The sequence below is a fragment of the Companilactobacillus sp. y65-5 genome, from assembly GCF_057541095.1.
In genome coordinates this window covers 77,253-89,339 of record NZ_BAAJOA010000004.1, presented here as the reverse complement: position 1 = coordinate 89,339, position 12,087 = coordinate 77,253, and the positions used below count along the sequence as shown (strand labels likewise).

The 12,087-nt window shown below is 36.7% G+C and carries 17 protein-coding genes; all 17 read right to left on the bottom strand.

Annotation, left to right across the window (positions count from 1 at the left end; genetic code table 11):
* Nucleotides 1-16 precede the first annotated feature (16 nt).
* Nucleotides 17-973, bottom strand: coding sequence for a DUF2726 domain-containing protein (locus AC27FM_RS08455; protein ID WP_487087320.1), 957 nt, complete (start codon nt 971-973; stop codon nt 17-19).
* A 69-nt stretch (nt 974-1,042) separates the two neighbouring features.
* A complete protein-coding gene (locus tag AC27FM_RS08450) occupies nt 1,043-2,176 on the bottom strand; it encodes a phage tail tape measure protein (protein ID WP_487087318.1) in 1,134 nt (377 codons plus the stop codon).
* Nucleotides 2,177-2,382: 206 nt separating this feature from the next.
* Nucleotides 2,383-2,724, bottom strand: a complete 342-nt coding sequence (gene gpG / locus AC27FM_RS08445; RefSeq protein WP_119317849.1) for a phage tail assembly chaperone G — start codon at nt 2,722-2,724, stop codon at nt 2,383-2,385.
* A 68-nt stretch (nt 2,725-2,792) separates the two neighbouring features.
* Nucleotides 2,793-3,386 (bottom strand): major tail protein, encoded by a 594-nt coding sequence (locus AC27FM_RS08440; protein ID WP_487087316.1) that lies wholly within the window; start codon nt 3,384-3,386, stop codon nt 2,793-2,795.
* A gap of 37 nt (nt 3,387-3,423) precedes the next feature.
* Nucleotides 3,424-3,837, bottom strand: a complete 414-nt coding sequence (locus AC27FM_RS08435; protein ID WP_487087314.1) for a hypothetical protein — start codon at nt 3,835-3,837, stop codon at nt 3,424-3,426.
* A 1-nt stretch (nt 3,838) separates the two neighbouring features.
* On the bottom strand, nt 3,839-4,216 hold the full coding sequence (locus AC27FM_RS08430) for an HK97-gp10 family putative phage morphogenesis protein (RefSeq protein WP_487087312.1): 378 nt from the start codon (nt 4,214-4,216) through the stop codon (nt 3,839-3,841).
* Nucleotides 4,213-4,551 (bottom strand): phage head closure protein, encoded by a 339-nt coding sequence (locus AC27FM_RS08425; protein WP_487087310.1) that lies wholly within the window; start codon nt 4,549-4,551, stop codon nt 4,213-4,215. Before AC27FM_RS08425 ends, AC27FM_RS08430 begins: the two co-directional genes overlap by 4 nt.
* On the bottom strand, nt 4,529-4,870 hold the full coding sequence (locus AC27FM_RS08420; RefSeq protein WP_487087308.1) for a head-tail connector protein: 342 nt from the start codon (nt 4,868-4,870) through the stop codon (nt 4,529-4,531). Before AC27FM_RS08420 ends, AC27FM_RS08425 begins: the two co-directional genes overlap by 23 nt.
* 11 nt (nt 4,871-4,881) lie before the next feature.
* Complete coding sequence (locus AC27FM_RS08415) at nt 4,882-5,130, bottom strand: Ig-like domain-containing protein (protein ID WP_119317843.1); 249 nt, start codon at nt 5,128-5,130, stop codon at nt 4,882-4,884.
* A gap of 5 nt (nt 5,131-5,135) precedes the next feature.
* Complete coding sequence (locus AC27FM_RS08410; protein WP_487087306.1) at nt 5,136-6,269, bottom strand: phage major capsid protein; 1,134 nt, start codon at nt 6,267-6,269, stop codon at nt 5,136-5,138.
* A gap of 55 nt (nt 6,270-6,324) precedes the next feature.
* Nucleotides 6,325-6,936, bottom strand: a complete 612-nt coding sequence (locus AC27FM_RS08405; protein ID WP_487087304.1) for an HK97 family phage prohead protease — start codon at nt 6,934-6,936, stop codon at nt 6,325-6,327.
* Entirely contained in the window at nt 6,893-8,164 is a 1,272-nt protein-coding gene (locus tag AC27FM_RS08400) for a phage portal protein (protein ID WP_487087302.1), read from the bottom strand. Before AC27FM_RS08400 ends, AC27FM_RS08405 begins: the two co-directional genes overlap by 44 nt.
* A 15-nt stretch (nt 8,165-8,179) precedes the next feature.
* Complete coding sequence (locus AC27FM_RS08395) at nt 8,180-8,347, bottom strand: hypothetical protein (protein ID WP_334333728.1); 168 nt, start codon at nt 8,345-8,347, stop codon at nt 8,180-8,182.
* Nucleotides 8,348-8,356: 9 nt separating this feature from the next.
* On the bottom strand, nt 8,357-10,051 hold the full coding sequence (locus AC27FM_RS08390) for a terminase large subunit (protein ID WP_487087613.1): 1,695 nt from the start codon (nt 10,049-10,051) through the stop codon (nt 8,357-8,359).
* A gap of 11 nt (nt 10,052-10,062) precedes the next feature.
* Nucleotides 10,063-10,518 (bottom strand): phage terminase small subunit P27 family, encoded by a 456-nt coding sequence (locus tag AC27FM_RS08385; RefSeq protein ID WP_487087300.1) that lies wholly within the window; start codon nt 10,516-10,518, stop codon nt 10,063-10,065.
* Nucleotides 10,519-10,819: 301 nt separating this feature from the next.
* Nucleotides 10,820-11,662: an HNH endonuclease gene (locus AC27FM_RS08380; RefSeq protein WP_487087298.1), complete on the bottom strand. Its 843-nt coding sequence runs from the start codon at nt 11,660-11,662 to the stop codon at nt 10,820-10,822.
* Complete coding sequence (locus AC27FM_RS08375) at nt 11,655-11,855, bottom strand: hypothetical protein (RefSeq protein WP_487087296.1); 201 nt, start codon at nt 11,853-11,855, stop codon at nt 11,655-11,657. The genes AC27FM_RS08380 and AC27FM_RS08375 overlap by 8 nt, the downstream gene beginning before the upstream one ends.
* Between the last annotated feature and the right edge of the window lie 232 nt (nt 11,856-12,087).

The window sequence follows — 12,087 nt, the reverse complement described above, 5'->3', positions numbered from 1 at the left end:
ACCTTCCGCGAGTTTCCTACACGGCTTGGCTCGGTCTTGACATGATTATATATTTATCTAAAAATTCAAAAACATAAATTTCTAGTTTTGAATAGGAATGCAATCTTTTATAGGGAATTCTGATTAGTGAAATATCATTCTTTTTACAAAAGTCAAATTTAATTTTGTCCCTTTGCTGTGTCTTAATAAGGTTGTCTTTTCCAAACTTAGGTTTATAATGCTGTTCTCCTTGATATTCAACTAAATAAATAACTTCATTATCTGAATTTAAAACAGCAAAATCAAAAGGTAATGGCCGAATGTTTTTGCATTCTGGTATTTTATATTGTTCTTTAAAGTTCAAACCACGCTTTAACAAGTAGCTCCGAACTGCATCTTCACCTTTCGAAGAATAGCAATATGGACATCCACTTGCTTTTGAATAAATAGAACTTGGACTTGCTCTAAAAATACGATTACATTTCATATGTCGGATTTGACATTTTTTGCTTGAAAATGTAAACCCAGAAACTATTTCATACTCTCCGTTAGTCTGAACTTTAATTTTTTCTTTTACTTTATCTATAGAAAAACCATTTGCCTTTGCAGACCTTTTATATTTTTCATTTGGACATCTTTGACCTTGATCGAAAGCGTGTGGAGACATCTCAAAAATCGTCCCGCATTTATTATGTTTAAAAAGTGCTTTATCGTGGCTTTTTGAATACTTGCCAATCAATGAATACTCATTACCAACTTCTTTTCTCAAACGTACTCTATATTCATCAATTGTTAATGTTCTTCTCCGCTCACAATATGGACATTTTGTTCCATTATATAAAGTAAAAGGCGATGCATAATAATCATTACCACAATGATTGCACCTAACGTGTGCAGGCGATTTAACTCTTTTGAAATCTCCTAAAATTGTGAAAGCATTATTTGTTGTATCATCTATTCGTTTTTGAACTTGATCTAAAGTTAACTTTTTCATTTTATCACCAATATTATTATAACATATTGGTACTATATTAACCTTAGTTTCTTATATATAATTTTAGTGTTAACCGAATTGAATTAGTTCTTTTTCAAAGAGATTACTCTCTAAGCGGGCCAGTGAGAGCAGGATTTTTATTATTCTCGTTAACCCTTCAATACCTTGATTACTCATTAAACCAATTGCTGCAGCGGTTTCTTCCAAACTAATTCCAGCAGCGTGAGCAGTAGGACCAACATAAGTCATAGCATCGCCCATATCTTGGAAACCAGCAGCAGTTGCATTAGCCGTATAAGTTAAACTATCGGTTACACGTTGAGTATTCTTGAGCATTCCAGCTGTAGTTTTAGACTTCAATCCGAATTGTTCAAGTGTTGATGTTGAAACGGTCATAACAGAATTGAAATCATCACCAGAAGCTTTAGCCGCATTCAAAATACTTGGCATAGCTCCAAGTGCCTGTTTAGCGGAATATCCACGCTTGACCAACTCTTCAAGTCCGGAATTAATTGACTTAGTAGAAATACCGTATTGCGCTGACCACTTCTTAGAAGCATCAGCCATTTGAGTCATTTCACGTCTGACTTGTCCGGCACTCTCGCCATTAGCTTGTAATAGCGGACCGATGTTTTTAATTTGAGAATTAAAATCAATAGCAGACTTAGCGGCATAACCAAAACCAGCCACAATAGGTGCTGTAACGCGCGTGGTCATAGTTGAACCCATTGAACTCATTTTTTGTCCAGCTGATGTTGCCGCAGAACTAAATTTCTTGAGATTGTTAGCAGCTTTATACCAACTTGTTTCTTGTTGTGCTATTTGACGTCCTAAACGTCCCATCTCGGAATCGAGTTGGTTCATAGCACTTTTAGTTCTATTGATTTGACTAGCAGCGTTTTGCTGTCTACGAGTTAACTTCTCTTGTTCACCGGCTGTCTTAGCAGTCTGAGAATTAAGTTTTTGATAAGTTGCTTCTTGTTCTTTAAGTCTTGCATTATAGTTGCTCATTTGTTGAGAGAGAGTAGAATAATGAGTTCTCATTGAATTAAGTGCATTACCATAGGCTTTTACGTAGTTATCTTGCAGTTTTAACGCTGTGTTTGTGTTCTTAATCGTGGACATTAAAGCTGCTGATGATTGCTTAAAAGGGTCAATATTTAAGCTAACAGTGGCTGCTAAATGTCCTAATGATCCAGCCATATCTTATCCCCTTTCTTATGAAATTTAGGCAAACAAAAAAGGAAACGCTTTATCAATAGTCGTTTCCTTTTCTTCATATATATGATTAATCCGTTTAACGTCATCCATGGTCATAGAATCCAAATCAGCTAATTTATAACCCTGACCCATTAATGATTTATAAAACTCATCGAGTTTGTTAAGCGATTCCTTTAAAGTCTGCTCAGTTATTTTTTTGCTTTGCTCTTATCAGTATCGATATCATCCGGGTTCTTAACTCCTAAACATTGATCAATAATATTTGAGATAACAGTTACATTTTCACCGTCTGCCCCGTTTAAGAAGTCTTCTTGTGTGAATTGGTCCTTAAAGAATTGTGATGCAAATTTAGCGATTTCCTTTGAATTGTTATCAAAGTCTTTGTCAGTTGGACCATCATTCTTGCCATACATTCTAACTTGATGCTGTTGTAATACCAATGCTCTAGTAATTTCCTTCAAAAAAGGTGGTTCAGTACGTTTAAATTGTTCTTTCTTTCCATTGATAATTAAGTTAACTTCATAAGCCATATATATTTCTCCTTTAAATTCAATTCCGTCCGCCACCGCTACCAGAGAGGGAGTATGCTCTTAATCAATTACGCCTCAGGTGCAGGTGTATCTAAAGCTGTGTAGTCGTCTGCCGTCTTAGGAAATACGAAGCTCTTAAACTTTTCTAAGTCAAAGTCAGCATTGTCTTCACGACCAATTGCAACCATGATCCCATCTTCTGAATCTCCACGAGGAGAAAATGTACCTGTAGTTTCATCAGCATTTGGATCAGGAGTACCGTCTACGGTCTTAGTATCAACACCAGGTAGTGAGAATTTGCCTTTAAGCATTGCTACGTGAATCTTTGTACCGTCATCCATTTTTGTGTCAAACATGATTGCAATATCGTTAGGCTTTAGGTTCTTGTTATAAAGTTCAACGCCATTCTTAACTTCGATTCCAAAGAAATCTTTTCTTGCTTCAGAATTGATATCTAATAGCTTGATGTCCAAAGTGGCTTCTGAAATACCACCAGAAAGAGTTACATATGGACCATCATCTGCCGCAATAGCCTTCATTTCATTTTTTAAATCCATTTTTGCTTCAGTTAGTCCTGGCATTTTCTTAGGACCATCGGCTACTAAATCATCCTTTACGATTCCATAATAAAAATTAGATGCACCAAATTTTGCTTTTCCCATTTAATAAATCTCCTTGCTTTTTTGTATTAAAAAAGCCTTAGTCCTCGTTTGGACTAAAGCCTTGATATTCAAAGTTTCCTTGGACCATTTTTAGGTCCGTCATGTCAACATCACGATTGTGATTTTTGTAATATCGTTCGAATCCGTGAGCAAACATTTTATCGTAAATCATTTGTTCTAACTTTAATAATTCTTCAACCTTATAATTCAATATCCAAAAATCTATTTGAACTCGTGGATATTCAATCAAACGTTTATCATCGGCATAAGTTACCTCGTCACCTGGAATTGCAGTAATTCGAATCCAAGGGGCGTTTTTATTTTGGATAAAGCCCTGGTCTGGTGTGCCTGTATATATTTGAGGCACATCGATTTCATTCCCACGAATTTCATTCATATAATTATTGATCTCATCAGAATTTAAGAACCCAAAAACGTCATACTCGTTCATATCAGTCACCAACCTTTAAGTTGTCAACAAATATTTGAAGCACGGCGTCTCTTGTACCGTCTTGAGTTTTTTCAATAAAATGCTGTGGGTCCTGCTTTGACGTTCCAGAATTTGGAAAGTGAGCAATCGGTCCTTTAGTCCGGTCATATCCAACCGGTACTTCATATTCACCAGTTTTTACTGAAACACTTCCAACTTTCATATGATCACGTAATGGACCTTTTCCAGAGTGGTCTTCGGTGCTAACAGGCGTATTCTGTGCCAATGTTTCACCAAAATACTTACCACCATCCCGTACCGCTTTTCTAGCCTTGCGGTCATAACCTGCTTCAAGCATTTTAATGTTACTTAAAAGTTCTTCAGCTCCAGTTACTGTCATTTTCCGTCCACCGCCTTGCATTCCAATTTAGTTAAATCCCGTTTATCAAAATCCTCATCAATTCCGGTTATTTGATAAATGTTTCCACGCCACTTTACTTTCCAAGATGAATCAATCAATCTTTGAGGCTCAAACTTAATAGCAAAGTTTGGTGATTCCTTACGATTACCGACTTTAGTCATGGCGTCTTTAAACTCACGTATAGGTGTGTTAAGAACTTCTGCCCAACAGCTAAATAGTGGTACGTCCTTTTGAGGAACCATCACGCCGTATTTATTTTGAACTTCTTTACTTCCAAAAAATTCAATCCGCTCAGTCATGTGAGTCAGTCTCATTACTATCGACCTCCTCAGCACGCAATTGACTGATAACATTGTTGATTGTTGTGTTTTGTAATGGGAATCTCATGACTTCTGAGCCAGTACCACGATAGTAGTAATCCTCTTCAACATATTTCATGAGAGCGACAAAGAATCTATGATCAGAAATAAAATCACTAGGTTGTTTTGTGCTTGAAATAGCATGAGCAATTTCACTAGCAGCGGACTCGATAAGTTCATTTAAAACATCATCATCAAAGTCCTGGTCAATCTTGCAGTAAAGTTTTAGTGTTTTAAATTGCTGGTCGGTTAAAAGTTTGGTATTTTCTTCCATTAACTAACCTCCTATTCGGTGGCTGTTACTGTAACTTCACAAGTTGCCGTCTTACTACCGTCTTCTGTTGTTACTGTTATAGTTGTTGTACCAGCAGAAACAGCAGTTACCTTACCAGCTTTTGGTGTCACTGTAGCAACCTTAGAATCGGACGTACTAAATGAATAATTCAAATTATCCGCATCAGATGGCTCAATGCTTGGCTTTAAAGTGGCTATATCACCTACTTTTAAAACTAGTTTTGAATTATCCAATGTCACGCCCGTTACGCTTTTGGGGCTTCACCTTGTGTTAAGAAGTAACCAGCGTTTTCATCAGCTTTTACAGCACAGAAACGTGTAACTGCTTGTAGATATTGACCGTAAATATCGTTGTCTACCCAACGTACTTGAATATCCAATCTGTCAGCCATAACAACGGCACGTTGCAAATCACCAATCCAAGCGTGAGCTTCTCCAGCTAGACCCAAGGCAGTATCTTCAACTACAATCACAGGAACACCTAGCAATGTGACTGGTGAACCGTCAGCGATTGGTTGATGTAGTAAATATTGGCCATTCTTGTCCTTTAGAGTGTCTAGATAGTTATAGAAGCTTTGTGATGCAACAATTGACTTATTATAAGCAGGATCAAGGTCAACGTTGAGAATATGTTTAATATCGTCTACAGACTCGCCGGTCACTGTTTTTGCTGTGAATGATTTAAGAATTGTTGAAATAGCAACATTAGTTGTATTGATCTTTTGTTCTAGAGCGTTTCTAGATACCAATCCAGTTAAATCAATAGCTGAATCTTGAATAGCTTCATTTGAAATTGGAATAGCACCACGATACGTATTAATCTTCCATGAAATCTTTTCAAAGTCAGGCTTTGCTAGTTCAGGATTCTTTGCCAATTCTTCAACAGTATTTAGTGTTGCTGTTGCACGTTTCAAAATTGGATATTCACCACTTGCTGTTGTAGCTGCAAAGTGTTGAACCAATTGAGATAAGTCGGTTGCTGTTTTAACTTCATTTTCAGGACTATAAACAATTGATTCTGGAATTGTTACACCAACATTAGGACTTGTGATACCATCACGGGTTTCGCCCTTAGAATGCAAGAAGTTATTCAATGAACGCTTTTCTTCATCTTCTGCACTAAGTTTTCTACCTTCTGGTTCTTTGTGGTTGTCGGGAGTCTTGGCAGTGGCTTCGTAGTTTCTAAGCTTTTCTTTGTCAGCTTTGATTTGGTCGTCCATTTTACGAATTTCGCTTGCAGCCTTATTAGCGGAAGCAATTTCTTCGTCTGTAGATTCCTTATTTTCAAGAATTGAGCGAGTTTCTTCTGCTTTCTTGCCTCTTGTTTCTTCTTGATCCGCAATTTTATTGCGTAATTCTTTAATAATTTCTGTTAGCATTAACTAATCTCCTTAATTTTTGTATTAAAAAAGGTCACTGAACTTAATCGGTGGCCTATTTCAAATAATTCATATTCATTTGTCTTAAAGCTTCTTGTCGTTTAAGCTCTCTGGCTTTGATTAACGGTTCTTTTTTTAGCTTATTGACTACTTCCATTGACCGTTTATCTACGGACACATTTGTGTCTGCATAAGCAGGTGTGGTAACAATTGAAACATCGTACAATTTATCGATTGAGAGAATTGTTCTTTCATACTCCACACCATCAATATCTGACTCATGCCATTCGCTACCACTACCATCGTCTGGCAACGAGAATGCGAAAGAACATTGAGATAAGATTCCCATTCTGACTTCTTCTAACACGTCGTTTGCGGTTGTAGTATTTGGTAAATCAATTTTGAATCTCAATCCGGTATCGTCCTTAGTCAAAGTCAAATTGACACCTGAACGGCCTAATAATCTGGATTGATCGTGGTTAAAAGTGGCTACTACATTTCTCATATCGGTATTATCAAGGCATCGTTTATCTAATGTTTCGATAAAATAGTTGTCAGCTAAAGGTTGTGAATGCGTATCAAATTTAAGTGCATAACCTTCAACTGTTCGTGAATTTTCTTCGTCACTTCTGACCTCCACTTTGGTTTGTGTTGTTCTTAGTTCCATTAACATCACCTCCTTTCGGTTGAGCCTTATTATTCTTTTGATATTCATCTTTCAAGCCCAAAGAAACTGTGTTTAATGTTGATTGATATTCATTCATTTCAGAAGTTTTATCATCAGCTTTTTTACCTAATTCGGCTCTAACTTCATTAGGCGTTAAGACATTATGTTCGACCATCGCCATCAGTTCAGTGACTGGTCTTGCTGTTTGTTTACGAGTATCAAATTCGAAATGGTACTTGTGACGTTCTTTATCAGTCAGTAATTTCATTTCAAATTCACTAACGATTGGCTCAAAGTAAAACGGCAAGTCATTACTGATATATCCAGCCGCTAACTGATTCACCGATTGGTTAGGAGAATTAATTGCCAATTTATAGGCTGGTATTCTCATTGCTTTAGCAATCTGTGATGTGGACCAATTGTTGGAATTAATTAAATTCAGAACGCTTGTATCTACTTCTAATGGTTGATAGTCCATTGTCGAATCAGTAACGATAGGACCGTTTGAATCGCCTTCTTGAGCATATTCAAAATCAGCTCTAATCTTTCTACGTGCTTCTTTGCTGAGCTTAGCTCCATTAACCTTTAAAATTGAGCCTTTAAGACCTGACTTAAAGAATCGTCCTAGCGTATCAACACCAGACTTTTGTAAATTGATTTCGTCTCCAAGCGATAAAAGCGGCGACCTACCAACAATCCCGTCGGAACTAAAGAATTTAAAATGGATAACATCTTCTGGTTCTAAATCAAACGGCTTTCTGTCATCTTCCGGGTAAAACGTATAGTAATATTCGCGCTTTACACCTGGTCTATCTCGATAGTTAATCGCCACTTGTGAAGGTGGGAAAAATTCTAATTCTATTGCTTTGCCAGTATTCTTGCCGTATGTCGTAGGGTTGCGAATAATTCGTGTGTACGAATTACCGGTTAAAATCGCATTAACCATCATGGCAAATTTCCAGAAGTATGCGGAACTATCATCATTAGATTTCTTATTTAATAGGTAGGTAACGGTATTCTCGTCCACAATTGAATCATCACTATCTCTAATTTGTAGGATAGGAAATCTTGCAACATCGCCAGCTACAATTGAGACAGCGGTCAATACATCTGAATTATTCAAAGCACCGATTCCCATAAAATTTCGATTGCTTGGCAAAATACCGTTATTCAAATAGTCCATAGCCCAATCATTGCTAGAATCATTTAAACTTCTAAAAAAGCTCATCTATTCACCTCCCTTCTAGTCAGACTTCATTATTAGAAGTGCTAGGACAATCAATGAAACGCCTGTCACAATCAATCCAATTGGTAAATTAATAAAATACCAACCGGTTGAAAATACAAAAAAACCGCAAATTAATAAAATTTGTGGCAAGTTCAAAGCTATCCATTTAAATATATTTTTCATTTTCATCTCCTAAAATCCAAAATCATTGCTCATAACATAATCATCAGTTAAGTAATTATCTATATTTTCAGTGAAGCAGATTGCATAAGGATTGAGAGCCGCATCAATCGGATCAATCTTATTTGAATATTTATTCTTGTCAATACGAACACCGTTGTTATCAGTCATTACCACAGCATTAGTAGCAGCAGTAGTAAGAATTGCATTCTTAGAATGCTTAATCTTGCCAGAAATAATATCATCTCTAAATTGTTTAGTTGGTGCTGATAATGTCATAGTCCCTTGTCTAATTGAAACTTGTTCCCATTCTGGATGATTTTTTTCAATTTTTGCCATCAACGGTCCATATTGGTAAGGGTCGAAGTAAATACCCTGGACATCTAAATCATTTCTAGCTATGAAATTCTCTAGCCATTCGTAAACTCTATCCTGGTCAATTACTCCTGACTCAAGCTTAGTAATCTCACAATATCCAAGTTCTTCAAACTTTCGATAGTCCATTCTATCTCGTTTGATTTTGGCATCTAATCCATATTTAGTTCCAACAAAATCGTAATTATCCAAGTACCAAACGCCATCAATTGGAACCAGCCAATCAACTGCAAATAAATCAGAACTCTTACCAACGTCAATGCCAATCCAGGCACTTTTACCTGTTATGTCTGGCATATCTACCTCAGCATTCTTCCACGCTTCAATATCGATAAATGAATTTTCTTCCGCTTGACGCCACATATTAAAATTCTTAACTAATACGGCGTTCTTCTCGCCTGTTTGTTTAGCAACTTCCCAACGCTTAGCCAGATACTTATTTAATTTCTTTCGCAATCCTTTAACCTCAAGTAATGGATTAGATTTAATCCACATGTCTGGATTCTCAATTTCTTCAATCGATTCTTGTTCAGCAATAAAGGCAAAATACTGATCATCAACAATTTTATTTTCAAGAATCTCTTTAGCTCGTGGATATTCAACAGTGAACATGGGTGCATTCATATTAAAATTGGCTGTTGAAATAATAACGATTAAAGGATTATCAAGTTGACCTTGACCAGATTCGAGTAGTTCCATCATTTCATTTGTCTTGCTTGCTCCGTATTCATCCAGGACTCCAAGTTGTGGTTCAAATCCATCAATTGCTCCAGTATCACGAGAGAGAGGACGAACGTATGAATCGTCATCCAAGTTAATAAGTAACTCGCGAATTCTCTTAGTGGACTTCTTAACATCCGGATATCTAGCACGCAACTGATCTAATTGTTTTCTTGCCATTTCAAACGCAATCTTAGCTTGTTCCTTGTCATTAGCGGTACAAAATATCTGTCTGGAACGTTCTGGATTCTTACCAAATAGAAATTCATACAGGATAATCCCAGCAATTAATAGGGTTTTACCCTGTTTTCTTGCCATTGAAACAAACACCTTGTGATAGCGACGTAATCCATGATTATCTTTTCTAACCCAGCCATATATGTTTTCAATAATAAATTTCTGGAAACCGGCTAATTTATGAGTGCCACCTTTAGGGTCTGGCAACATCTCGATAAACTTAACCGCTTTATTACCAAGTTCTTGGTCAAACTCATATGGAAAGTCAGGGTCTTTAGTACGTTTCAAGTCATTTTCGTGACGTTTTACGGCGTTTAGCGTGGCCTTGCAAGTGACATATTCACCGCTTAAAACTTTATTAATATAGTTTTGTATGCTATCACCTCCTAAAATCCTAATTTGTCGGCAAGCGATTTAGGCTTGTCTTCCTTTTTTGGAACATTCATACGCATACGTGAATCTACAGTGAGACCAATTTCACTAGCAGCTGAACGAACGTTTTTTGAAACTTTATCTAGAGTCCCCAAAATTTTCATTCGGTCGTCAATATCATTCACAGCTTCAAGACGTTTACTTAGATCTACAAATTGAGAATACCAAAAACAATATTGTTCAACCATTGCCCTATCGACTGCTCTTACAGGCAAGTTTTTAAGGTCTGGTATAATTCGTTTCCACTCCGCTTTTGCAACTCCAGAGAGCCGATTAGGAGGTGAATTTTGGAGTAACTTGTAACCATCACTCGCTAATATTTCAGCATTGAATTTAGCTTCTTGCTGCTGCTTAGTTAAGTTAGCTTCAGACTGTTCCAAAACCTTATATTTACGACCTTTGCCCGCCATTACACCACCTCCAATCTCAATCGCCACTTTTGTATGTTATTTCTTATAATATTGGGTACTATTCTCCACTTTGGGCCTTTTAATTAATAGAATTTGGGACGCAAAAAAGATGACGTGCGTTCAAGAAGCAGGGGGAATGTACGCCCCCGTTGACTTTGAGGGGGGTATGTCCAGAAATTTAAGATACCCACATTGGATATAAATCACACGTCGTTCAATTGTTTTTGCAAAATATATTTAAATCAAAAAAATAAAACTAAATTCAATTCATTATTAATTAATGAAAAGAAAATAATTTTATTTAATTTTGTTTTATTAATTTAACTTTCAAATCTAAATCATCAATCAATCTATCAACTTCGTTCATCAAGTTGTATGAGTTAGTAGTATCTCTGTGTTGCTTGTGAAGTCTGTTGATACATTCTTCTTTACTTGTATCTAACATCAACCAATCAACATCATAAGATGCTAAGAGAGTTGTCAACCTATCGTCTGGTTTAGTCATGATCAGCCAAACATTCTCAAATGTCTTTTCCGATTTAATCTTTCGAAGAATCATTTCATAAATCATTTGAACATAGTCATTAACATCAATGTTGTGTTTATGAATAGCTTTGTCATTAGCTTCAATGTCATTCGTTCTTAATACGTTTAGCATTGAACCATCTAAAGATGAACTAATTAAATCATAATCATAAACCAAATCATGTGATGTCATATGTCTAGCTACATAGGTTGACTTGCCACTAGCTGGATAGCCTATCACTACATGTATTTGCATAGCTCGTTCACGTCCTTTGTGTTTCTTTATCCATTCACGTTTAGTCTTTAAGTTGTGACATCTTTGGCACAATGTCTCTAAGTTATCTATGTTAAGTCTGTCTTCCCAATCATCTTCACTTGGAATAATGTGATCAACTATGTTTCCTTCTAGCCCACATCTAACGCATGTAGAGTAGTCACGTAGCAGGACTTGTTCACGTGTATGTCTCCATGCTGTGGTCTTGTAAAAGGATACATACTCTTTGTTCTCACGGTTCCTCTTTTGATTGTATGCCTTGTCTGTTTCAGTTCTGGTCTGGTAATCAATAGGAACTAACTGCCTTCTTCCATTGATAACCATTAGCTTCTTTGGCTTAGCCATTAGTAATCAGCGTCACAATCCAAGCTATAAATATAAATAAGATGAGCGCAAGAATTGGACTCCAGATAGGCAAGAACACTAACCACCATGACCAGGATAGGAAACCAAGAATCTTGGCCACGACAAAGATGAGAGTGAGAATGGATAGAAACCCTAAGCCTGTTTTAGTTGTATTGCTATCGTTGTTATTCATTACTTATCCTCCAAAATAAAAAGCAGATAGATATTATCTATAAGCTAATAATAAAGTGTGGATAGGAATCCAACCTATCGACGTGCACGCCATTTGCATTCACACTAATTTGGAAAGTCCCACGAGCCGTTACCTCGCACCTTTCTATAACTTTCCACACCGCCCACGATTATAGCGTGTCCAGGGTTCGAACCTGAACGCAAGAGATATGATCTCTTAGCTTCCCAGCCAT

Excerpts from the sequence above, each read along its gene's own strand:
- AC27FM_RS08455 (WP_487087320.1), bottom strand. The coding sequence starts at position 973 with ATGAAAAAGTTAACTTTAGATCAAGTTCAAAAACGAATAGATGATACA.
- AC27FM_RS08450 (WP_487087318.1), bottom strand. The coding sequence starts at position 2,176 with ATGGCTGGATCATTAGGACATTTAGCAGCCACTGTTAGCTTAAATATT.
- gpG (WP_119317849.1), bottom strand. The coding sequence starts at position 2,724 with ATGGCTTATGAAGTTAACTTAATTATCAATGGAAAGAAAGAACAATTT.
- AC27FM_RS08440 (WP_487087316.1), bottom strand. The coding sequence starts at position 3,386 with ATGGGAAAAGCAAAATTTGGTGCATCTAATTTTTATTATGGAATCGTA.
- AC27FM_RS08435 (WP_487087314.1), bottom strand. The coding sequence starts at position 3,837 with ATGAACGAGTATGACGTTTTTGGGTTCTTAAATTCTGATGAGATCAAT.
- AC27FM_RS08430 (WP_487087312.1), bottom strand. The coding sequence starts at position 4,216 with ATGACAGTAACTGGAGCTGAAGAACTTTTAAGTAACATTAAAATGCTT.
- AC27FM_RS08425 (WP_487087310.1), bottom strand. The coding sequence starts at position 4,551 with ATGAGACTGACTCACATGACTGAGCGGATTGAATTTTTTGGAAGTAAA.
- AC27FM_RS08420 (WP_487087308.1), bottom strand. The coding sequence starts at position 4,870 with ATGGAAGAAAATACCAAACTTTTAACCGACCAGCAATTTAAAACACTA.
- AC27FM_RS08410 (WP_487087306.1), bottom strand. The coding sequence starts at position 6,269 with ATGCTAACAGAAATTATTAAAGAATTACGCAATAAAATTGCGGATCAA.
- AC27FM_RS08405 (WP_487087304.1), bottom strand. The coding sequence starts at position 6,936 with ATGGAACTAAGAACAACACAAACCAAAGTGGAGGTCAGAAGTGACGAA.
- AC27FM_RS08400 (WP_487087302.1), bottom strand. The coding sequence starts at position 8,164 with ATGAGCTTTTTTAGAAGTTTAAATGATTCTAGCAATGATTGGGCTATG.
- AC27FM_RS08395 (WP_334333728.1), bottom strand. The coding sequence starts at position 8,347 with ATGAAAAATATATTTAAATGGATAGCTTTGAACTTGCCACAAATTTTA.
- AC27FM_RS08385 (WP_487087300.1), bottom strand. The coding sequence starts at position 10,518 with ATGGCGGGCAAAGGTCGTAAATATAAGGTTTTGGAACAGTCTGAAGCT.
- AC27FM_RS08380 (WP_487087298.1), bottom strand. The coding sequence starts at position 11,662 with ATGGCTAAGCCAAAGAAGCTAATGGTTATCAATGGAAGAAGGCAGTTA.
- AC27FM_RS08375 (WP_487087296.1), bottom strand. The coding sequence starts at position 11,855 with ATGAATAACAACGATAGCAATACAACTAAAACAGGCTTAGGGTTTCTA.